Source organism: Streptomyces sp. SLBN-31 (assembly GCF_006715395.1).
Taxonomy (GTDB): Bacteria; Actinomycetota; Actinomycetes; order Streptomycetales; family Streptomycetaceae; genus Streptomyces.
Genome location: NZ_VFNC01000001.1, coordinates 1,784,064 through 1,803,996 on the forward strand (window position 1 = coordinate 1,784,064; position 19,933 = coordinate 1,803,996).

General features: G+C 71.8%; 21 protein-coding genes. 12 read left to right on the top strand and 9 right to left on the bottom strand.

Annotated elements, in window-relative coordinates:
- Positions 1–320: 320 nt before the first annotated feature.
- Both FBY22_RS08165 and FBY22_RS08170 read right to left on the bottom strand, forming a co-directional pair.
- A complete protein-coding gene (locus FBY22_RS08165) occupies positions 321–1,214 on the bottom strand; it encodes a 2-hydroxy-3-oxopropionate reductase (protein ID WP_142143665.1) in 894 nt (297 codons plus the stop codon).
- Between the two features lie 25 nt (positions 1,215–1,239).
- Positions 1,240–2,061 (bottom strand): TIM barrel protein, encoded by an 822-nt coding sequence (locus FBY22_RS08170; RefSeq protein ID WP_142143667.1) that lies wholly within the window; start codon positions 2,059–2,061, stop codon positions 1,240–1,242.
- Positions 2,062–2,170: 109 nt separating this feature from the next.
- Between FBY22_RS08170 and polX the strand changes: the two genes are divergently transcribed.
- From polX to FBY22_RS08215, 9 genes are all read left to right on the top strand, one after another.
- Positions 2,171–3,895: a DNA polymerase/3'-5' exonuclease PolX gene (gene polX, locus FBY22_RS08175; protein WP_142143669.1), complete on the top strand. Its 1,725-nt coding sequence runs from the start codon at positions 2,171–2,173 to the stop codon at positions 3,893–3,895.
- 46 nt (positions 3,896–3,941) lie between these two features.
- Complete coding sequence (locus tag FBY22_RS08180; protein ID WP_142143671.1) at positions 3,942–4,193, top strand: hypothetical protein; 252 nt, start codon at positions 3,942–3,944, stop codon at positions 4,191–4,193.
- Positions 4,190–4,558, top strand: a complete 369-nt coding sequence (locus tag FBY22_RS08185; protein WP_142143673.1) for a helix-turn-helix domain-containing protein — start codon at positions 4,190–4,192, stop codon at positions 4,556–4,558. The genes FBY22_RS08180 and FBY22_RS08185 overlap by 4 nt, the downstream gene beginning before the upstream one ends.
- Before the next feature lie 124 nt (positions 4,559–4,682).
- Entirely contained in the window at positions 4,683–5,195 is a 513-nt protein-coding gene (gene uraD, locus FBY22_RS08190; protein ID WP_142143674.1) for a 2-oxo-4-hydroxy-4-carboxy-5-ureidoimidazoline decarboxylase, read from the top strand.
- Positions 5,196–5,198: 3 nt separating this feature from the next.
- Positions 5,199–5,594, top strand: a complete 396-nt coding sequence (gene uraH, locus FBY22_RS08195) for a hydroxyisourate hydrolase (RefSeq protein WP_142143676.1) — start codon at positions 5,199–5,201, stop codon at positions 5,592–5,594.
- Positions 5,595–5,598: 4 nt separating this feature from the next.
- The gene (gene pucL / locus FBY22_RS08200; RefSeq protein ID WP_142143678.1) at positions 5,599–6,546 is read left to right on the top strand and encodes a factor-independent urate hydroxylase; all 948 of its coding nucleotides are present in this window, start codon (positions 5,599–5,601) and stop codon (positions 6,544–6,546) included.
- Between the two features lie 109 nt (positions 6,547–6,655).
- Positions 6,656–8,035: an 8-oxoguanine deaminase gene (locus tag FBY22_RS08205; protein WP_142143680.1), complete on the top strand. Its 1,380-nt coding sequence runs from the start codon at positions 6,656–6,658 to the stop codon at positions 8,033–8,035.
- 280 nt (positions 8,036–8,315) lie between these two features.
- A complete protein-coding gene (locus FBY22_RS08210) occupies positions 8,316–9,647 on the top strand; it encodes a nucleobase:cation symporter-2 family protein (RefSeq protein WP_142147442.1) in 1,332 nt (443 codons plus the stop codon).
- On the top strand, positions 9,640–10,260 hold the full coding sequence (locus FBY22_RS08215; RefSeq protein WP_142143682.1) for a TMEM175 family protein: 621 nt from the start codon (positions 9,640–9,642) through the stop codon (positions 10,258–10,260). The genes FBY22_RS08210 and FBY22_RS08215 overlap by 8 nt, the downstream gene beginning before the upstream one ends.
- On the opposite strand, the gene FBY22_RS08220 is transcribed toward FBY22_RS08215, so the two are convergent.
- Entirely contained in the window at positions 10,214–10,828 is a 615-nt protein-coding gene (locus FBY22_RS08220) for an exonuclease (RefSeq protein WP_142143684.1), read from the bottom strand. The two genes, FBY22_RS08215 and FBY22_RS08220, sit on opposite strands and share 47 nt — an antisense overlap.
- A 94-nt stretch (positions 10,829–10,922) precedes the next feature.
- Here FBY22_RS08220 and FBY22_RS08225 point away from each other — a divergent pair, with 94 nt between their 5' ends.
- The gene (locus tag FBY22_RS08225; protein ID WP_142143686.1) at positions 10,923–11,576 is read left to right on the top strand and encodes a GNAT family N-acetyltransferase; all 654 of its coding nucleotides are present in this window, start codon (positions 10,923–10,925) and stop codon (positions 11,574–11,576) included.
- Here the strand turns inward: FBY22_RS08225 and FBY22_RS08230 are convergent.
- The 3 genes from FBY22_RS08230 to FBY22_RS08240 form a co-directional block, all read right to left on the bottom strand.
- Positions 11,497–11,919, bottom strand: coding sequence for a thioesterase family protein (locus FBY22_RS08230; protein ID WP_142143688.1), 423 nt, complete (start codon positions 11,917–11,919; stop codon positions 11,497–11,499). The genes FBY22_RS08225 and FBY22_RS08230 overlap by 80 nt on opposite strands.
- A 64-nt stretch (positions 11,920–11,983) precedes the next feature.
- The gene (locus FBY22_RS08235; RefSeq protein WP_142143690.1) at positions 11,984–12,625 is read right to left on the bottom strand and encodes a hypothetical protein; all 642 of its coding nucleotides are present in this window, start codon (positions 12,623–12,625) and stop codon (positions 11,984–11,986) included.
- A gap of 101 nt (positions 12,626–12,726) precedes the next feature.
- The gene (locus FBY22_RS08240; RefSeq protein ID WP_142143692.1) at positions 12,727–13,935 is read right to left on the bottom strand and encodes a pyridoxal phosphate-dependent aminotransferase; all 1,209 of its coding nucleotides are present in this window, start codon (positions 13,933–13,935) and stop codon (positions 12,727–12,729) included.
- An 81-nt stretch (positions 13,936–14,016) separates the two neighbouring features.
- On the opposite strand from FBY22_RS08240, the gene FBY22_RS08245 reads away from it, so the two are divergent.
- On the top strand, positions 14,017–14,643 hold the full coding sequence (locus FBY22_RS08245) for a winged helix-turn-helix transcriptional regulator (protein ID WP_142143694.1): 627 nt from the start codon (positions 14,017–14,019) through the stop codon (positions 14,641–14,643).
- A gap of 46 nt (positions 14,644–14,689) precedes the next feature.
- On the opposite strand, the gene FBY22_RS08250 is transcribed toward FBY22_RS08245, so the two are convergent.
- The 3 genes from FBY22_RS08250 to FBY22_RS08260 are packed head-to-tail and all read right to left on the bottom strand — an operon-like array spanning position 14,690 to position 18,309.
- Complete coding sequence (locus FBY22_RS08250; protein WP_142143696.1) at positions 14,690–15,499, bottom strand: hypothetical protein; 810 nt, start codon at positions 15,497–15,499, stop codon at positions 14,690–14,692.
- The gene (locus FBY22_RS08255) at positions 15,499–16,764 is read right to left on the bottom strand and encodes a VWA domain-containing protein (protein ID WP_142143698.1); all 1,266 of its coding nucleotides are present in this window, start codon (positions 16,762–16,764) and stop codon (positions 15,499–15,501) included. The genes FBY22_RS08250 and FBY22_RS08255 overlap by 1 nt, the downstream gene beginning before the upstream one ends.
- A 45-nt stretch (positions 16,765–16,809) precedes the next feature.
- Positions 16,810–18,309, bottom strand: coding sequence for an IucA/IucC family protein (locus tag FBY22_RS08260; protein ID WP_142143699.1), 1,500 nt, complete (start codon positions 18,307–18,309; stop codon positions 16,810–16,812).
- A 94-nt stretch (positions 18,310–18,403) separates the two neighbouring features.
- Between FBY22_RS08260 and FBY22_RS08265 the strand changes: the two genes are divergently transcribed.
- Complete coding sequence (locus FBY22_RS08265) at positions 18,404–19,915, top strand: IucA/IucC family siderophore biosynthesis protein (RefSeq protein ID WP_142143701.1); 1,512 nt, start codon at positions 18,404–18,406, stop codon at positions 19,913–19,915.
- The last annotated feature ends 18 nt before the right edge of the window (positions 19,916–19,933 follow it).

A 19,933-nucleotide genomic window follows, 5' to 3' on the forward strand; every position in this document is an offset into this window, starting at 1 on the left:
GGTTCCACCAGAAAAGGGCAGGGACCGCGGCGGAGGCGACGGAACCGGGCGCTCCTCCCCTCAGGTCGAAGAAGGAGGCCCCGGGACCTTCACCACCGCACTGGCTCGCACACCGCCGCGGTCCTTGCCTCGCCCGCGCGCCGCCGGCCGGCCACCCCTCATCCGGGCCGTCCGGCGGTCGCGGGCTGTCTGTCGCCGGTCCTCGCGCAGGGCGTGGACCCGCTTCCTGCATTGGTGGATTCCGGGCGGCGCCCCCGCCTGGGCGCGACAGGACAGATGTCGGCGGCGGCGCCGCCCGGAAGCTTCGGTGACGCCCTGGGTCAGACCTGGGCGCCGGAGAGCCGCTCGACGGCCCGCAGGAGCGAGGAGTGGTCCAGGCCGCCGTCGCCCTGCGCACGCAGGGAGGCGACCAGCTGGGCGACCACGGCACCGACGGGCAGGGCGGCGCCGACGTTGCGGGCGGCGTCGGTGACGATGCCCATGTCCTTGTGGTGCAGGTCGATGCGGAAACCGGGCCTGAAGTCGCGCTGGAGGAAGTTGTCCTTCTTGCGCGTCAGTACGGTCGAGCCCGCCAGGCCCCCGTTGAGCACGTCCAGCGCGGCCTTCAGGTCCACCCCGGACTTCTCCAGGAACACGACGGCCTCGGCGCACGCCTGGATGTTCACGGCGACGATCAGCTGGTTGGCCGCCTTCACGGTCTGGCCCGAGCCGTGCGGACCGCACAGCATGATCGTCCTGCCCAGCGCCTCGAAGATCGGCTTCGCCTGTTCGAAGTCGGCCTGCTCGCCGCCGACCATGATGGACAGCACGGCCTCGACGGCGCCGGCCTCGCCGCCCGACACGGGGGCGTCCAGCACGCGGACACCCTTGTCCGCGGCGGCCTTCACCAGGTCCACGGAGGTCTGCGGGGTGATGGACGACATGTCGATCAGCAGCGCGCCGGAGCGGGCGTTGTCCAGGATGCCGTCGGGGCCGTATGAGATGGCCTCGACCTGCGGCGAGGCGGGAACCATCGTGATGATCACGTCGGCGTCGCGGACCGCCTCGGCGATCGAGCCGGCTGCGGTGCCGCCGGCCGCGGCCAGCCGGTCCAGCTTGTCCTGCTCCAGGGTGAAGCCGGTGACGTCGTAACCCGCCTTGATCAGGTTCTCGGACATGGGGGAGCCCATGATGCCGAGGCCTATCCAGGCGATCTTGGGAAGCGTGTTGCTCATGGGGAACTGCCTTTCGGTGCGGGGGTCAGCGGGGCAGCCAGTCGAAGGCCTCGGCGCTCGGGCGGTCGCCCGGCTTGTACTCGAGGCCGACCCAGCCGTCGTAGCCCGCCTTCTTCAGCCGGTCGAGGAGGTCTTCGAGGGGCAGTGAGCCCGTGCCCGGGGCGCCGCGGCCCGGGTTGTCGGCGATCTGCACATGGCCGGTCTTCGCGGCGTACCGCTCGATCACCGCCGGCAGGTCCTCGCCGTTCATGGACAGGTGGTAGAGGTCCATGAGGAACTTTGCGTTGCCGAGCCCCGTCGCCGCGTTGACCTTGTCGACGACGCCGACCGCGGCCGGGGCGCTCACCAGTGGATACAGCGGCGATTCAGGCGCGTTGAGGGCCTCGATCAGCAGGATCGCGCCGATGCGGTCGGCCGCGCGGGCCGCGAGCACCAGGTTCTCCAGGGCCAGCGCGTCCTGCTCGGCCGGGTCGACGCCCTCGACGCGGTTGCCGTACAGCGCGTTGAGCGCCCGGCAGCCCAGTGAGGCGGCGAAGGAGGCGGCCACGTCGATGTTGGCGCGGAACCGCTCCGACTCCTCGCCCGGGACCGACAGGGCGCCGCGGTCGGGCCCCGGCAGCTGTCCGGCGTAGAAGTTCAGGCCCGTGAGCTTCACGCCCGCGTCCTCGATCGCCCCCTTCAGGGCGTCGAGCCCGGGCTGCTCGGGGGTGGGGGAGTCGACCCAGGGCCACCACAGCTCGACCGCGGTGAAGCCGGCCGCGGCGGCGGCCGCGGGGCGCTCCAGGAGCGGGAGTTCCGTGAAGAGGATCGACAGGTTGACGTTGAAGCGCTGCTCTGCGAATCCCATGCGGGTCGGCGCTCCCTTCCGTGTCGAGTGATTCCGTAATGCGGAAGTTTGTTTCTGCTCAACGGAAGACTGCCTGTGGCGGGGGAGGGCTGTCAAGTACTCTGGGGGTGTGGCCCGGTCCAACGACGAGGTCGCCGCGCTGCTCCAGGAGTACGCCGACCTGATCTCGATCACCGGCGGAGACGCGTTCAGGGCACGCGTCTACGAGAAGGCCGCGCGGGCGGTCGGCGGCCACCACGCGGACGTCGCCACCCTCGACCTCAAGGGCCTGCAGCAGATCCCGAACGTCGGGAAGTCCATCGCCCTGAAGGTCCGCGAGTACTTCGACCACGGCAGCGTCACGGCGGTGGAGGAACTGCGGGCGAAGATCCCCGCCGGGGTCCGCCGGCTGACCGCCATCCCCACGCTCGGCCCGAAGAAGGCGATGGCGGTCTACGAGGAGCTGGGGATCTCCTCGGTCGACGAACTGGCCGACGCCATCCACCGGGAGCGGCTGCGCGACCTCAAGGGCTTCGGGCCGAAGACCGAGGAGAACATCCTCCACGGCATCGAGCTCCTGCGGTCCGCCGGCGGCCGCGTCCGGCTCGACGTCGCCACGGGCCTCGCCGCCGACATCGTCGCAGCGCTGTCCGCCGTGGAAGGCTGCCTGCGCTGCGCGTACGCCGGATCGCTGCGCCGCTGCCGGGAGACCATCGGCGACATCGACGTCCTCGCGGCCGCGCTCCGGCCCCTGCCGGTCATGCGGGCGTTCACCGCGCTGCCGTACGTCAGCGAGGTCATCGGCACGGGCGAGAAGAAGACGTCCGTGCGCACCACGCAGGGGCTCAACGTCGACCTGCGCGTCGTGCCGCCGGACTCCTGGGGCGCCGCCCTGCAGTACTTCACCGGCTCCAAGGCCCACAACATCCGCACCCGCGAGCGGGCCGTGCACCACAGGCTCAAGCTCTCCGAGTACGGGCTGTTCGACGTCGAGACCGGCGAGAAGATCGTCTCCGAGGCCGAGGAGGAGGTGTATGCCAGGCTCGGCCTGCCGTGGATCCCGCCGACCCTGCGCGAGGACCGCGGCGAGATCGAGGCCGGGCTGCGCGGCGAGCTGCCGGACCTCGTCACCGAGGCCGACCTCCGCGGCGACCTGCACAGCCACACCGACCTCACCGACGGGCTCGCCCCGCTGGAGGAGATGGTCGAGGCGGCCGCCGCGCGCGGCTACGCCTACTACGCGATCACCGACCACGGCCCCGACATGGCCATGCAGCGCATGACCGACGAGCGGATGCTGGCCCAGCGCGAGCGGGTGCGCGCGCTGGACCGCGCCCACGGCGGGATGCGGCTGCTGCACGGCACCGAGCTGAACATCGGGCCGGACGGCGGGGTGGACTGGCCCGCGGACTTCCTCGCCGGCTTCGACCTGTGCGTGGCCTCCGTCCACTCGCACTTCAACCAGGACCCGGACACCCTGACCCGGCGGCTCGTGCGCGCCTGCGAGAACCCGTACGTCGACGTCATCGGCCACCCCACCACCCGCCTCATCGGCAGACGGCCAGGCATCGACGCCGACCTCGACGCGGTCTTCGCCGCCTGCGCCCGCACCGGCACGGTCCTGGAGATCAACGCCCACCCGGACCGCCTCGACCTGCGCGACGAGGACATCCTGCGGGCCAGGCGGTACGGGGTGAAGTTCGCCGTGAACAGCGACGCCCACGCCGTGCCGCACCTGGCCAACATGCGCTACGGCATCGGCACCGCCCAGCGCGGCTGGCTCACCGCCGACGACGTGATCAACACCTGGCCGGAGCGCCGGCTGCGGGCCTTTCTGCGTGGGGGGCGGCGGTGACCGGGAGGGCTGCCCGAAAGGTCGTGCGGCGCGTTAGGTTGAGCCCGTGCGATTGAAAGTGGAGTTCACGACCGAGCCCTTCGACCTCGACGAGGCCCCCGCGCACGCCGTCGTCGCCCGAGAGGTCGTCGAGGCCGCCGAGCTGGACGCGGTGGACGTCGGCCCCTTCGGCAACACGGCGGAAGGCGGCGCCGACGCGGTACTGACGGCCGTGGACGCCCTGCTGCGCAAGACCCTCGAGGCCGGCGCCACCCGTGTCACCCTGCAGCTCAACGTGATCGGGGAGGGCGGGGAGTGACCGGCACCGGGGACGAACCGTTCATCACGGCCGTGAAACCGCTGGTCGACGCCATGGGCGGGGAGATGCTGCCGCCCGACGAGGCCGGCCCGGACGACGTCGTCCTCGCTTGGGAGGGCGCCGACGCGGTCGCCGTACGCCTGCCGCAGCTCGCGGACTCCCTCGATCACATCCTGGCCGCCATGGAGCGCAAGCAGGGCAAGCCCCTGGCGGACCTGGACCGCAAGGCCAAGCAAGAGGTCGTACGGATACTCGAGGCGCGCGGCGCCTTCTCCGTGCGGCACGGCGTGGAGACCGTGGCGAGCGCGCTCGGCGTCAGCCGGTTCACGGTCTACAACTACCTCAACCGCGACAAGCAGGGCTGAGCATCGGCTTCACGGGTTTGTCACCCCGAATTTTCAACAAAGTGTTGACGGCTTGTCGCCGCAAGGCGTTAGCTGTTCCGCAGCCCGTTCAGCACGAAGGCCCTTCGCGGCCACGGAGGCTCCCGTGACTTCGACTTCCACGCCCCCGGGCCTGGCCCGGTTCAACGCACTTCAGGAGCCCGCGGCCCACGCCGCCCTCCACGAGGTGTGTGCCTCCACCGCCTGGGCGAAGCGGGTGCTGGCCGCCCGCCCCTACACCACCGCGGAGGACCTGTACGCCGCCGGCGACGCCGCCATGGCCGAGCTGACCACGGCCGACCTGGAAGAGGCCATGGCCGGCCACCCACCCATCGGCCGGCCCAGGCCCGGCGACGCGACCTCCGCCCGCGAACAGCGCGGCATGGCCGGAGCCTCCGAGGAACTCCGGGCGCGGATGCTCGAACTGAACCCCGCCTACCAGGAGAAGTTCGGTCATGTCTTCCTGATCTGCGCCACCGGCCGCACCGCCGAGCAGATGCGCGACGCGATCGAGGAGCGGCTCGGCAACCCGCCCGAGCGGGAGCGGGAGATCGTCCGTACCGAGCTCGGCAAGATCAACCGCATCCGACTGGCACGACTCGTCGAAGAGGACGCCTGACCCATGAGCACCAGCACCACCGCTTCCGTGTCCACCCACATCCTGGACACCAGCGTCGGCCGCCCCGCCGAGGCGGTCGCCGTCCATCTCTCCGCCCGCAGCGGGCGCGAGGCGGACTGGCGGGACCTCGGCGGCTCGGCGACCGACGCGGACGGCCGGTGCAAGGACCTGCCGGCGCTGCCGGAGGGGACCACCCACGTACGACTCGACTTCGCCGTGGAGCCGTACTTCGAGAAGAAGCAAGCCGATGCGCAGCAGGACGCCCCCGCGAATCGGGACAGCGGACCCGGTGTGTTCTTCCCCGAGGTGGCGATCACGTTCGCCGTCGTGCCGGGCGAGCATTACCACGTACCGCTGCTGCTCAACCCGTTCGGCTACTCCGTTTACCGAGGGAGCTAGCTAAATGACCGTCAATTCCCGCCCTGCCCACCCGGTGATGCTGGGACAGAACCAGTACGGCAAGGCCGAGAACCGAGTCGTGAAGATCACGCGGGACGGCGCCACCCACCACATCAAGGACCTCAACGTCTCCGTCGCCCTCTCCGGCGAAATGGACGAGGTCCACTACTCCGGCTCCAACGCCAACGTCCTGCCGACCGACACCACCAAGAACACGGTGTTCGCGTTCGCCAAGGAGCACGGCATCGAGTCGGCCGAGCAGTTCGGCATCCACCTCGCCCGGCACTTCGTGACCTCGCAGGCGCCCATCCACCGGGCCCGCATCCGCATCGAGGAGTACGCCTGGGAGCGGATCGCGGCCTCCGAGGCCGACTCGCAGTTCATCGGCGCCGACGAGGTCAAGCACTCGTTCGTCAGGAAGGGCCAGGAGACACGGCTGACGCAGATCACCTACGACGGCTCGTCGTGGGAGGTCATATCCGGGCTGAAGGACCTGACGGTGATGAACTCGACCAACTCCGAGTTCTGGGGCTACGTCAAGGACAAGTACACGACACTGAAGGAGGCCTACGACCGCATCCTGGCCACCTCGGTCTCGGCGCGCTGGCGGTTCAACTGGACCGACGACCAGCAGAAGGCGCCCAACTGGGAGAAGTCCTACGAGCAGACCAGGAAGCACATGCTCCAGGCCTTCGCCGAGACCTACTCCCTGTCGCTGCAGCAGACGCTCTACCAGATGGGCTCGCGGATCATCAACAACCGCAGCGAGATCGACGAGGTCCGCTTCTCGCTGCCGAACAAGCACCACTTCCTCGTCGACCTGGAGCCCTTCGGGCTGAAGAACGACAACGAGGTGTACTTCGCCGCCGACCGGCCCTACGGCCTGATCGAGGGGACGGTCCTCCGGGACGGCTGCGAGCCGAAGATCCCGGTGGACCTCACCAACCTGTAAGAACTGCACCATGCGGCACCCGCGGCCGGTGCGTCGCCCGAACCGGCCGCGGCACTCAAATCTCCGGGGTCCTGCCGTGCCCTCTCCACCGAAGCGCAAAGGACGAACCATGGCAGCAGACCGGCGCATCGTCATCGAGAACTGTGCGATCGCGACCGTCGACGCCGACGACACCGAGTACGCGCACGGCCACGTCGTCATCGCCGGCAACCGCATCGAGACGCTCGGCGCGGGCAGGGCCCCCGAGGGCCTGGAGAACGTCGACCGCCGTATCGACGCCACCGGCCACCTGGTCACCCCCGGACTGGTCAACACCCACCACCACTTCTACCAGTGGATCACCCGGGGCCTGGCCACCGACCACAACCTCTTCGACTGGCTCGTCGCCCTTTACCCGACGTGGGCGCGCATCGACGAGCGGATGTGTTACTCGGCGGCCCAGGGCTCCCTCGCGATGATGGCCCGCGGCGGCGTCACCACCGCCATGGACCACCACTACGTCTTCCCCAAGGACTCCGGCGACCTGTCCGGCGCCATCATCCGCGCCGCCCGCGAGACCGGCGTCCGCTTCACCCTCGCCCGCGGCTCCATGGACCGCAGCGAGAAGGACGGCGGCCTGCCCCCGGACTTCGCCGTCGAGACCCTCGAAGGCGCCCTCGCCGCCACCGAGGCGACCGTCAAGGAGCACCACGACTCCTCCTTCGACGCGATGACCCAGGTGGCCGTGGCCCCCTGCTCGCCCTTCTCCGTCTCCACCGAACTCCTGCGCGAGGGAGCCGAGTTGGCCCGCCGCCTCGGCGTGCGCCTGCACACCCACGGCTCGGAGACCGTCGAGGAGGAGAAGTTCTGCCACGAACTGTTCGGCATGGGCCCGACCGACTACTTCGAGTCCACCGGCTGGCTCGGCGAGGACGTGTGGATGGCGCACTGCGTCCACATGAACGACTCCGACATCGCCGCCTTCGCCCGCACGAAGACCGGTGTCGCCCACTGTCCCTCGTCGAACGCCCGCCTGGCGGCCGGCATCGCCCGCGTCCCGGACATGCTGGCGGCCGGCGTCCCCGTCGGCCTCGGCGTCGACGGCACCGCCTCCAACGAGTCCGGCGAACTGCACACCGAACTGCGCAACGCCCTGCTCATCAACCGCCTCGGCGCCCACCGCGAGGCCGCCCTCAACGCCCGCCAGGCCCTTCGCCTCGGCACTTACGGCGGCGCCCAGGTGCTGGGCCGCGCCACGGAGACCGGCTCGCTGGAACCCGGCAAGCTGGCCGACCTGGTGCTGTGGCGGATGGACACCCTCGCCCACGCCTCCATCGCCGACCCGGTCGCCGCGCTGGTCCTCGGCGCGGCGGCCCCGGTGACCGCCTCCTTCGTGGGCGGCCGGCAGATCGTGGAGGAGGGCCGCCTGCTGCACTTGGACGAGGACGCGATCGCCCGCTCCACCCGCGAGCAGGCCCGGCGTCTGGCGCGGATCGCCGCGCAGGGCTGAACCAGCCGAAGATCTCCGGTCGAGGGGGACGGCCCTCGACCGGTGGCCGTGGACCCAGCGGGTTCCGCGGCGGCCGTCTCCGGGGCGCACGTGGACGCGTGCGCCCCGGGCGGTCACCGTCCCCGGCCCACCAGGGCCCCCGGTCCCGCACGACCGTGCACCACCTCCATGAAACCCACGTCGGAGCCGACGTGTTACCCGCCCGGAGGAGCCGCCCGTGTCCGCCACCTGCCCTGTCGACGGGACCCACCCCGTCGACGAGAAACTCCCCGCCCTGAAGATGGCGACCACCGGTCTGCAGCACGTGGCCGCCATGTACGCGGGAGTCGTCGCCCCGCCCCTGATCGTCGGCGCGGCCATCGGCCTCTCCGCCACCGACCTCACCTTCCTCACCGGCGCCTGCCTGTTCACCGCCGGCCTGGCCACCTTCCTGCAGACGCTGGGGGTATGGAAGATCGGCGCCCGGCTGCCCTTCGTCAACGGTGTCACCTTCGCCGGGGTGGCCCCGATGACGGCGGTCGTCGCCTCCACCAAGGACAAGACCGAGGCCCTGCCCATCATCTACGGTGCGGTGATCGTCGCCGGACTCCTCGGATTCCTGGCCGCCCCCGTCTTCTGCAAGGCGGTCCGCTTCTTCCCGCCCGTCGTCACCGGCACCGTCATCACGCTGATAGGCGTGTCCCTGCTGCCGGTCGCCTTCGGCTGGGCACAGGGGCCCAACCCCGGTGCCGAGGACTACGGTTCGGGCAAGTACCTGACCCTGGCCGCCGTGACGCTCCTGCTCGTACTGCTCCTGCGCCGCTTCACCCGGGGCTTCGTCAAGCAGATCGCCGTCCTGCTCGGCATGGTCGCGGGCACTTTGGTCGCGATCCCCTTCGGCGTCACGGGCTTCGGCCCGGTGGCGGACGCGGACGTGATCGGCTTCCCGACGCCCTTCCACTTCGGCGCCCCGCAGTTCCACCTCGCCGCGATCCTGTCCCTGTGCGTGGTGATGGTGGTGTCGATGACCGAGTCGACCGCCGACATGCTGGCGCTCGGCGAGATCGTCGAACGCCCCGCGGACGAGCGGACCATCGCCGCCGGCCTGCGCGCCGACACCCTCGGCTCGGCCCTCAGCCCCCTGTTCAACGGCTTCATGTGCAGCGCCTTCGCCCAGAACATCGGCCTGGTCGCCATGACCCGCATCCGCAGCCGCTACGTCGTCGCCACCGGCGGAGGCTTCCTGGTCCTGATGGGGCTGTGCCCGATGGCCGCCTCGCTGATCGCCGTCGTACCGCGCCCGGTGCTCGGCGGCGCGGGCGTGGTCCTCTTCGGGTCGGTCGCGGCCAGCGGCATCCAGACCCTTGTCAAGGCGGGCCTGGACAAGGACAACAACGTCCTGATCGTCGCCGTCTCGCTCGCCGTCGGCATCATCCCGATCACCGCGCCGGAGTTCTACCATGCCTTCCCCGAGACGGCGCGGATCGTGCTGGACTCGGGCATCTCGACGGGCTGTGTGGCCGCGGTGGCGCTGAACCTGGTCTTCAACCACCTCGGCAGGGGCCGTGACGCACAGGAGGTGACACACCCGATGGAGGCGCCCGCGATGGTGCACGCTGTCCCCCATGAATGAGTCCGGCCGCGTCGAGGCCTTCAGCGACGGCGTCTTCGCCATCGCCATCACCCTGCTCATCCTGGAGATCAAGGTTCCGGAGGTCGGCGAGGACGGCGGGCTGTGGCACGCCCTCGGCGCGCAGTGGCCGTCCTACGCCGCCTACGTGGTGAGCTTCCTGGTGATCGGCATCATGTGGATCAACCACCACCAGCTGTTCGGATACGTCGCCCACGTCGACCGCACGCTGATGTTCCTGAACCTGCTGGTGCTGATGGTGGTGGCCGCGGTGCCCTGGCCGACCGCGATGCTCGCGCGGTACCTGCGCGAGGACACGCCCTCGCACGTCGCCGCGGCCGTCTACAGCCTGGTCATGGTGGCGATGGCGCTCGCCTTCCAGGCCCTGTGGTGGCACCTGACCCGTACCGGGCACCTCTTCGACGACCGCGTCGACGTCGCGGCGGCCCGCGCCACCCGGGCCCGCTTCGCCCTCGGCTCCCTCGGCTACCCGGTCACGGTGGGCCTCGCCTTCGTCTCGGCACCGCTCACCCTGGCCGCGCACGGCCTGCTCGCCCTGTACTACGCCTTCAACCAGCTGCCGGTGCCGACCCGGACGGACCCGGCCAGTTCATGAGGTTGGCCAGCAACTCGGCCTGCTCGATCGCGCCGTCCAGGGCGTGGTGCGTGTGCCGCCGGCGCGAGAGCAGCTGCCGGGGCATCGTCCCCTTGGCGACCGCCCGCAGCGGCAGCCCGGCCTTCGTCGCGTACAAGGTCTTCATGTCCAGGCAGCCCGAGTGCCCGACGGCGCTCGCGCCGGTGAACCGGATCAGGTACCAGTACAGGAACGTCCAGTCGTACGGGGCCGGGTAGCCGCACATCACGGGCTGCGCCCCGGCGCACACCTCACGCACCCAGTCGCCGAACTCGGCGAGAGCGACGGCCGGTTCGGCTCCCTCGGTCCTCAGCCGCTCCCGGTCGAGCCCGCTCACGGCGAGCGCCTCCGGCACGAACTCCTCGCTGATCGGCCGCAGTTCGCGGTAGAAGGTCAGCTCCTCGGGGTCGGCGGCGGCGAAGCCGTCGGCGTCCTGCGTCCCGGCGACCGCGGCACCGAGGCTCAGCATCGAGTACGGCCCCGGGATGGGGCCGTCGGCCTCGATGTCGACGGAGATGTAACGGCTGGGCCTGACGCGACGTGCGGACATGACCGCGGATCATCGCAGGCGAACACGGCCGGCCGCATCCGATTTCGGCCCCCGGGCGCCCCTCGCCCCGACCGGGCCGTCGTAGGCTCCCCGCATGGAGAGGATCACCGCACTGCTGACGGCGCCCGCCACTTCCTCGGCTCCGGCGCTGACGCTGCGCCCCTGGGAAGCGGCCGACGCCCCCGCGCTGCTCGGGCTTCGGGGCGACGAAGCCCTGCGGCGCTGGACGAATTTCGCCGTCGAGGACGAGGACGGCGCGGCGAGCTGGGTGCGGGAGCAGCGGCGTGGCTGGGAGACGGGCGAGCGGTTCGCCTTCGCCGTCGCGGAGGCCGCCGCCGACGGCACGGACGGGGACGCGCCCGTCGGCCACGTGGTCCTCAAACGCCCTGCCCCCGGCGCCCCTTCGGCGGAGGTCGGCTACTGGACCGCCGCCCGCGCCCGCGGCCGTGCTGTCGCGCCGCGGGCCCTGGAGGCGCTGACGGACTGGGCGTTCGCCGTGTTCGCCGCCGACGGTCTCGCCCGCCTCGAACTCGTGCACCAGACCGACAACACGGCGTCCTGCGCGGTCGCGCGCAAATGCCGCTACGAACTCACCGCGGTGCTCCCTGCGGAGCCGCCCGCCTTCCCCCGCGACGGGCATGTGCACGTGCGGACCAGGGAGGCTTGGGTCAGAGGCCGAACAGCTCCGGCCGGTCCGTCAACGCCCGGAGGTACCCCCGGGGATCGGCGATCAGTCTGCGCTCCTTGAGGTCCAGCAGGCCGCCGACCGACAGCAGCTCGGCGGAGACCGTGCCGTCCGTCTTGGTGATGGTCTGCGCGATCCGGAACGTCTTGCCCTCGCCCCATTCGAAGCCGCAGGTCACCGACACCTCGTCGCCCGCGCGCAGCTCGCGCAGGTAGTCGACGGTCGTCCGCAGGGCAACCGGCCCGACCCCCTTTGCCAGCAGTTCGGCGGGGCCCACTCCGGCGGCCTGGAGTATGGACCAACGGGCGTGCTCCGCGTACTGCAGGTACACGCTCTGGTTGAGGTGGCCCAGTGCGTCTGTCTCGTATCCGCGGACGGTCACCGGGACGGAAAACGGCTCGCTCACTGCGTTCCCTTCGCGTACTGACTCTCGTGCCGGGTGTGACGATCACCTGATCTTGGCATGTTCATCACGCCCGGCGCGGGGAGGCCAGTAGATACCGTCTTCCTGTGCGCGGCTCCGCGTACTCGCCCACCTGCCAGCCCGCCCGCTCCAGCGTCGCCGCACAGGCCCGCCGGGCCTCCTCCGCCGGCTCGTACACGGCGACCGCCTCCGGCTGCGGTGTCGCGCGCACCCGGTAGCCCTCCGGGCCCGCTCCGGCCGGACGGTGCCCGGCCGCCTCCAGGGCAAGCGCGGCCGCCCGCACCAGATGCGTGCGCTCCCAGCCGCAGGGCCGGTCCGTGGCGCCGTCCCGGTTGGTCATCCGGCGCAGCTCCAGCAGCCCCTGCCAGGCGCTGTGCACCTCGCGGACCCGGGCCGGTCCGGACTGCGGCGCCTCCTCCTCGCCCCCGACCCGCGCGGCGAACCCGCCGCCCGCGGGCGCCTCGGGCTCGGGTTCGGCAGGCGCGTCGGCCTCCCCGGCCTCCCCGGCCGCCCGTATCCGGTGCCCGGCCGGCGTCAGGAAGTGGTCGTGCGGCGGCCGCGGGTGCCGGAACGCGAGCCCCCGCTTCACCAGCGCCGCCAGCTGCGTCTCGGTGCCCCGCAACCGGCCGGTGACGGGATCGGCGGCGTCGATGACACGCCGCTGCGCGGCGGTCGGCGGTCGTGTCACGGCGTGCTCCTCCCGGCCTCGGGCCCTTGTTCCCACCTGCTTCGAAGGCTACGACGGGGGTCTGACAACCGGCGCGCGGGGGCGTTGGCGGGGCGGTGCCGTTACTGCCGATAACCGCTGAGGAACCGCCCGATCCGGCCGATCGCCGCCTCCAGCTCGTCGGCGTGGGGCAGGGTGAGGATGCGGAAGTGGTCGGGGGCGGGCCAGTTGAAGCCCGTGCCCTGCACGACCTGGATCTTCTCCCGGAGCAACAGGTCCAGGACGAACTTCTCGTCGTCGTGGATCTTGTGCGCCTTGGGGTCGATGCGCGGGAACGCGTACAGCGCGCCCTTCGGCTTCACGCAGGACACCCCGGGGATCTCGTTGAGCTTCTCCCAGGCCACGTTGCGCTGTTCGTACAGCCGGCCGCCCGGTGTGGTCAGCTCGCGGATGGACTGGCGGCCGCCGAGCGCGGCCTGGATGGCGTACTGGGCCGGCGCGTTGGCGCACAGGCGCATGGAGGCCAGCATGGTCAGGCCCTCCAGGTAGTTCTTCGCGTGCTGCTTCGGGCCGGTCACCACCAGCCAGCCCGAGCGGAAGCCGGCCACCCGGTAGGTCTTCGACAGGCCGCAGAAGGTGAGGACGACCAGGTCGGGGGCGAGGGCCGCGGCGGAGTGGTGGACGGCGTCGTCGTAGAGGATCTGGTCGTAGATCTCGTCCGCGAACACCATCAGGCCGTGTCGGCGGGCCAGGTCGAGGATGCCCTCGACGACCTCCTTCGGGTAGACCGCGCCGGTGGGGTTGTTGGGGTTGATGATGACCACGGCCTTGGTGCGGTCCGTGATCTTCGACTCCATGTCGGCCAGGTCCGGGTTCCAGTCGGACTGTTCGTCGCAGAGGTAGTGCACCGCCTTGCCGCCGGCGAGGGTGGTGACCGCCGTCCACAGGGGGAAGTCCGGGGCGGGGATGAGGATCTCGTCGCCGTCCTCGACCAGCGCCTGTACGGCCATCGACACCAGCTCCGAGACGCCGTTGCCGAGGAAGACGTCGTCGACGTCGACCTCCAGGCCGAGGGTCTGGTAGCGCTGGGCGACCGCCCGGCGCGCGGACAGGACGCCGCGCGAGTCGGTGTAGCCGTGTGCCTGGGGGAGCATCCGGATCATGTCCTGGAGGATCTCCTCCGGCGCCTCGAAGCCGAACACCGCCGGGTTGCCGGTGTTCAGGCGCAGCACGCTGTGGCCCGCCTCCTCGAGTGCGTTGGCGTGCTCGATCACCGGGCCGCGGATCTCGTAACAGACCTCGCTGAGCTTGTTCGACTGCCGGAACTCCATGCGCCCCTCCGGTATCTGGTGTTGCTTGGTTTTACCAAGTGTGTGCTTGGAAAGTCCAATGACATGTCTAGACTGCGTCGCATGTCACGACGCCGAAGCTACGACCAGTACTGTTCCGCCGCCCGCGCGCTCGATGCCGTCGGCGACCGCTGGACCCTGCTGATCGTCCGGGAGCTGCTGGCCGGACCCCGCCGCTACACCGACCTGCACGCGGACCTGCCGGGCGTGAGCACGGACGTACTCGCCTCACGGCTGAAGGACATGGAGCGCGACGGGCTGACGACCAGGCGCCGGCTGCCGCCGCCCGGCGCCGCCTACGTCTACGAACTCACCCCGCGTGGGCGGGAGTTGCTGCCCGTGCTGCAGGCCCTCAGCGTGTGGGGGCAGCGGGAGCTGGGGGAGCGGCGGCCCACGGACGCGCTGCGCGCCCACTGGTTCGCGCTGCCCCTGCTGCGGGCGCTGGAGGGCGAAGGTCTCGTCGAAGTCGGCCTGGACGAGGGCGACTTCCACCTCTTCGTCGGCGCCGAGGTAGGCCCCGTGTACGGCGACGGCCGCGCTCCCGGTGAGCCCGACGCGCGGCTCGTCCTGGACGCCGGGACGTGTGCGGCCATCGCGCGCGGGGAGTTGAGCCTGCCGGACGCGGTACGGGACGGACGCGTCACGGTCACCGGCGACGGCACCCTCGCCAAGTCCCTGCGGGACGCATGAGAAGAGCCCGCCGTACCGGAAGTACGGCGGGCTCCCCGACGGGCCGTCAGGCCCCGGGCGGCACCCGCGAGGGCCGTCCCGAACCGCGGGTCAGCGTGTAGCCGCCGATCCCGGCGAGCGCGGCCAGCACCGCGCCGATCCCGGTCCACACCCAGCGGTCCGACCACCAGCCGGACGTCCAGCCGCCGTCCGGCTCGATGCTGGACAGCACCGCCGCCTTCGACGAATCGCCGTCCTCCGAGTCGGACGTGGACGCCACCGCGATGCCCGGCACCAGCGGCTTCGCCAGTGAGCCGTCCACCGCCGCCGAGCCGCCGATGTCCTTGGAGCCGACCCGCACGGAGGCGTTCACCGGTTGGCCGAGGTCGCCCGTCGTCAGGTTCAGGGCCGTCAGCCGGATGTAGTAGGTGCCCGGCAGCGGGTCATTGGCCCACGGCTCCGACCAGGCGCGGACCGTGCGCAGCACGCAGGCCAACTCGACCGTGGTGGTGCCCTGTTCGGCGGTGCGCGTCTGCGCACCGTACTGGCAGGACTGGCGGCGGCGCAGGCCGTCGTAGACGTCGACCTGCCAGGTCTGGGCAGCGTGCGAGGCCGGCAGCTTCACCGTCGCCTCGACCGTGGGCCGTTGTCCGGCGTCCGCGGGGAACGACCAGTACAGGTAGTCACCCGTGGAGGCACTCGCCGTGGCCCGCTGCCCCTGGTCGACCTCGGCCGCCGTGCGGAACGACGTGCCCGCCGACGTCGGCGCCGAGTCGTCGCCCGAGGCGCTCGGGGAGGGGGAGGAGTCCGCGACGGCCGGGGCGACCGTCAGCCCGAACAGCAGCGCAGCCGCGCCCAGCATCCTTGTGATCCGCATCAGTTGGTCCTCCAGACCGCGACCCGCCAGCGCGACAGCCAGCCCCACAGCAGACCGGCGACGAAACCGACCAGCACCAGCACTCCCAGCAGCCACCAGCCGCGCCCGAGACCGAAGGAGGCCACGTCGCTCGCCTTCGAGGGGCCGTCGACGACGTCCACCGTCAGCTCCAGCGGCATACCGGGCGTGGCCTTCACGCCCGAGGCCGCCGAGAAGGAGTTGGTCACCTGAAGGCACACCGTCTCGGCGGGGGCGTCGTCCGCGTCGCTCTCCGCCTTCGGATAGCGCAGGCCCGTCGAGATCACGTCCGTACGGCCGTTGCCCGCCGACTCGCCCCGCACGATCTCCCGGCCGTGCACCGTGACCGCCCGCAGCAGCACACCGTAGGACGGGTTCACGGCCCGGTCCGCCGCCACGCTCACCGAGGCGCGCAGCTCCTTGCCCGGGTCGACGTCCACCTTGTACCAGCGCTGCTGCCCGAACTCCTCGCGGTCGGTGTACAGACCCGACTTCAGCGTCGGGGCGCTCGTGCACTGCGCGGCGCCCTCGGTCGCCACCGGCGTCACCACGGGGTCGGCCGCCCGGTCGACCAACTGGTTCACCTTGTCGGTGAGTTCGTCGGTGTGCTCGACCGAGGTGTACGTGCCCCCGGTGGCCTCCGCGATACAGCTGAGCTGCTTGTTCAGCTTGGTGCTGGGGACCAGGCCGAGGGTGTCGATGGTCATGCCGATGCCCTTGGCCGCTATCTCGCGGGCCACCTCGCACGGGTCGAGCGGGGCGCAGGTGTCCTCGCCGTCGGTGATCAGCACGATCCGCTTGGAGCCGTCCCCGTCGGCCAGGTCGCCCGCGGCCTTCAGCAGCGCCGGGCCGATCGGCGTCCAGCCGGTCGGCGAGAGGGTCGCCACCGCCGTCTTGGCCTCGGTGCGGTCCAGCGTGCTGACCGGGTACAGCTGCGCGGTGTCCTTGCAGCCCGTCTGTCGGTCGTTGCCCGCGTAGTCCGCCCCCAGCGTGCGGATGCCGAGCTGGACGTCCTCGGGCGTGGCGTCGAGGACCTCGTTGAACGCCTGCTTCGCCGCCGCCATCCGGGTGCCGCCGTCGATGTCCCGGGTCCGCATGGAGCCGCTGACATCGAGGACGAGGTCGACCTTCGCGTTCGCCCCGCTCGTGGGTTCGCCGGCCTCCGCCGCGGCCGGGAAGGCGAGCCCGGCCGCCAAGGTGGCGAGCAGGGCGCACACTCCCGCCGCCAGCCGTTGTGTTCTGATCATCGGCGGATCCTATTGATCAGGTGGGCCGTGATCCAAAACGACCGGTCAGCGCAGGGGGTTGGGCAGCACGGTCCACTGGTCCCCGGGTGTCCCCGGCGACATCCGCATCAGCGTCAACGCCTTCGCCGGGACGGGCTCTTCGAGCAGGGCCACGGTGTCGGGCGTGCGCGGCAGATCGCGGACGGCCGTCTCGAGTGCCGCGCCTAGCCTGGCCGCCGATCCCGCCGTACCGGCCAGGGCGCCCGCCACCAGGGAGCCGAACAGCTTGCGCCGCAGGGCAATCTCGTCGTCCGTGACGATCCGTCCGCTCAACTCCGGGACCGGGACACCATGCCGGGCGAGCCGTGCCGGGCTGACGCGGATGTCGGCGAGATCGCGGTAGACCAGCCGCAGCGGGGCACCCGTGTCGGAGAGGACGACCAGCAGGTTCTGACCGTGCGCCTCCAGAGCCACACCGAGTTCCAGCAGGCGCAGGCCGACGGTGAGGGCGAGGCGGGTGAACTCGGCGAGCCAGGACGGCGACGACGGCAGTGCAGTGGTGGCCAGCGCCGCCACCGGCACCACCCGCTCACCCCTGTCCGTCGCCGCGTACGTCTGCGGCGACTCCCGCAGCACGGCCGCGAGATCGGGCGAGTCCGCCGTCGCCGCGCCCAGCGTCCGGGTGACGTGCAACAAGCCGCCCGAACGGGCCGCCAGCGACTCCCCGAACGCCGACAACGTCGCCGACAGGCCCACCGAGTAGCCCGAGATGTCCCGCACCGAGGACGTCAGCCGGGCGGTGAGAGCGGTCTTGACGTGCGGCCCGCCCGGCACGGCGAGCGTGCGCAGCGACATCAGCGGGTGCGCGGCGAACCCGCCCTCGCAGCTCCGCTTGAGCACATGCGCCGCCTGCCACGGATGCACCGGAAGCAACAGCCGCCCTGCGTCCCGCAGTTCCTCCGGCCAGACCCCCGTCACCAGGCACTCGTCCGGGCGCACCGGTACCGTCCCCAGCTTCACCACCGGCCGGTGCTCGGGCCCGTACGCCAGCTGCTCGGCGACCGAGAAGCCGGGCCGGGAACGGCAGTTGGGGTGGTACGGATGCCCGTCCACCACCCGCTGCTCCCACTCCCAGCCGGTCGTCGGCCACTCTTGCGCGAGCGGCATCCGGTCGGCCCGCGACAGCGCCGTCGAGGCCACGCTGTGCCCCAGCTCCGCCGCGAAGCCGGTGCCGTGCGGCACGGCGAGGTCGGTCATCAGCCGCGCCGGATCGTCGTACGCCGTCCCGTCCAGTCGTACGACGGTGACGTACGCGTCCGTCGTGTACGGGTCCGCGGCCGGCCCGTGCAGCCGGCGGCCGTCGCCGAGGCGCAGGGTGAGGCCCTCCCGGCCGGTTTCCCGTCCCGCGATCCAGGGCAGCGGCTCGTGCGCGAGCGCCCGCCACAGCCGGGTCAGCACGGCCGCCCGGGCACCGGGCAGCTCTGCCGCGTACCGTGACAGCAGGCCGGGGCGTACGACGGCCAGCTCGTCGGCGACCTCGGTCTCCGCGGGACGGGGACGGTCCACGGGCGTGCTCCTCGGGTACGAATAGGGCGTCACGGGCAGGTGGCGACGGCGTACATACTGATCATCTTCTCCCGAACGGACCTTCAGGGAACGAGTGGATCGCGTGGATCTCATCCCCCCTCATGCCGGCCACGACGCCGACCGCGCCGACGCGTACGCGGCCGTGCCGCTCCTCAACTGTCTGCTGCGTGAGGTGGCGGAGCCCGTGTCCGGCACACCGGCCCCGGACGCCCGGGCGCCCCGCACATACCGGCTGCCCGGCACCGGCCGTCTGCTGCGGGTACGCGGCGAGCGGCGTCCGGCCGGTCCAGAGGTGTTCGCGACGGGACACTGGCACCGCATCGGCCACACCGAGCTCGTCAAGCTCGTCGGCGAGGAACTGCGCCGGCACACCGGCCTGTCCAACCACGAACTGCCCGCCGAGATGATCGACAGCCGCGACGCCGTGGCCGCGCTGCTCGCCGCCCGCGCCCGGGCGACGGTGCCCGAGGACCCGTACCTGCGCTCCGAGCAGTCCCTCATCACCGGCCACCCCCACCACCCGGCGCCCAAGGCGCGCGGCGGCGGTCCGGTCGCCGGCTGGCTGCCGTACGCCCCCGAGGCGCACGCCCGCTTCCCGCTGGTCCTGCTCGGCGTGCGCGAGGACACGGTCGTCGAGGAGGGCGACACCTCGGCCCTGGACGCGCTCGGCGAGGCGCCGCCCGGCTACCGGATGCTGCCGGCCCACCCCTGGCAGCTGGACCTCGTGGACCTCGCGCCCGCCTTCGCCGACGGCCGCCTGCTCCGGCTGGGCACGACCGGCTTCGACGCCTGGCCGACGGCCGCGATCCGCACGCTGTACGCCCCCGCGCACGACCTGTTCCTGAAGTTCAGCCTCGACGTCCGCATCACCAACGACATCCGCCGGCTGTGGCGCCACGACCTGCTGAGACTGCGCCGGACCGACACGGCCGTCACGGCCGCGTTCGCCGCGATGGGCGGCCCGGCCGCCTGGCTGGGCGACCGCGGCTACCGCACCGCCGGATTCGCCTTCGAGGAACTCGCCGTCCTGGTGCGCGACGGACTGCGCGGTCATCTGCTGCCCGGCGCGACCCCGCTGCTCGCCGCCGGCCTGGTGGAGGGCTTCGCGGGCAGCCCGCTGGACACGGCCGAGCATCCGGCGGCCTGGTGGGAGGCATACCTGAGCGCCGTCGTGCCACCGGCCCTGACCGCCTTCTCGGAGCACGGCGTCGTCCTGGAGGCCCACCTGCAGAACACGCTGGTCGCCGTCGACGCGGACGGCACCCCGGTGCAGGCCCTCTTCCGGGACGCGGAGGGCGTCAAGCTGCTACCGGAGGTGTCCCGGGCGGCCGGCTGGGAGCGGCTGGTGTACTGCCTGGTCGTCAACCACCTCACCGAGGTCGCGGGCGCCCTGGCCGAACGCCGGCCCGGCCTCGACCCCTGGCCCGCAGCCCGCCGCGAACTCGCCCGCCACGACCTGCCCGAGGTCACCGGTCTCCTCGCAGCCCCGACCCTGCCCGGCAAGACCAACCTGCTGCTGCGCTGGACGGGCGCGGACGGCGCGGACGCCCGCTACCTGCCGCTGCCGAATCCGCTGGTCGGGTGAGCGCTGGCATACCCTGGC

Bases quoted from the DNA above. Each gene is read 5' to 3' on its own strand.
- FBY22_RS08165 (WP_142143665.1), bottom strand. From the start codon at position 1,214: ATGAGCAACACGCTTCCCAAGATCGCCTGGATAGGCCTCGGCATCATG.
- FBY22_RS08170 (WP_142143667.1), bottom strand. From the start codon at position 2,061: ATGGGATTCGCAGAGCAGCGCTTCAACGTCAACCTGTCGATCCTCTTC.
- uraH (WP_142143676.1), top strand. From the start codon at position 5,199: ATGAGCACCAGCACCACCGCTTCCGTGTCCACCCACATCCTGGACACC.
- pucL (WP_142143678.1), top strand. From the start codon at position 5,599: ATGACCGTCAATTCCCGCCCTGCCCACCCGGTGATGCTGGGACAGAAC.
- FBY22_RS08205 (WP_142143680.1), top strand. From the start codon at position 6,656: ATGGCAGCAGACCGGCGCATCGTCATCGAGAACTGTGCGATCGCGACC.
- FBY22_RS08210 (WP_142147442.1), top strand. From the start codon at position 8,316: ATGGCGACCACCGGTCTGCAGCACGTGGCCGCCATGTACGCGGGAGTC.
- FBY22_RS08215 (WP_142143682.1), top strand. From the start codon at position 9,640: ATGAATGAGTCCGGCCGCGTCGAGGCCTTCAGCGACGGCGTCTTCGCC.
- FBY22_RS08220 (WP_142143684.1), bottom strand. From the start codon at position 10,828: ATGTCCGCACGTCGCGTCAGGCCCAGCCGTTACATCTCCGTCGACATC.
- FBY22_RS08225 (WP_142143686.1), top strand. From the start codon at position 10,923: ATGGAGAGGATCACCGCACTGCTGACGGCGCCCGCCACTTCCTCGGCT.
- FBY22_RS08240 (WP_142143692.1), bottom strand. From the start codon at position 13,935: ATGGAGTTCCGGCAGTCGAACAAGCTCAGCGAGGTCTGTTACGAGATC.
- FBY22_RS08245 (WP_142143694.1), top strand. From the start codon at position 14,017: ATGTCACGACGCCGAAGCTACGACCAGTACTGTTCCGCCGCCCGCGCG.
- FBY22_RS08250 (WP_142143696.1), bottom strand. From the start codon at position 15,499: ATGCGGATCACAAGGATGCTGGGCGCGGCTGCGCTGCTGTTCGGGCTG.
- FBY22_RS08255 (WP_142143698.1), bottom strand. From the start codon at position 16,764: ATGATCAGAACACAACGGCTGGCGGCGGGAGTGTGCGCCCTGCTCGCC.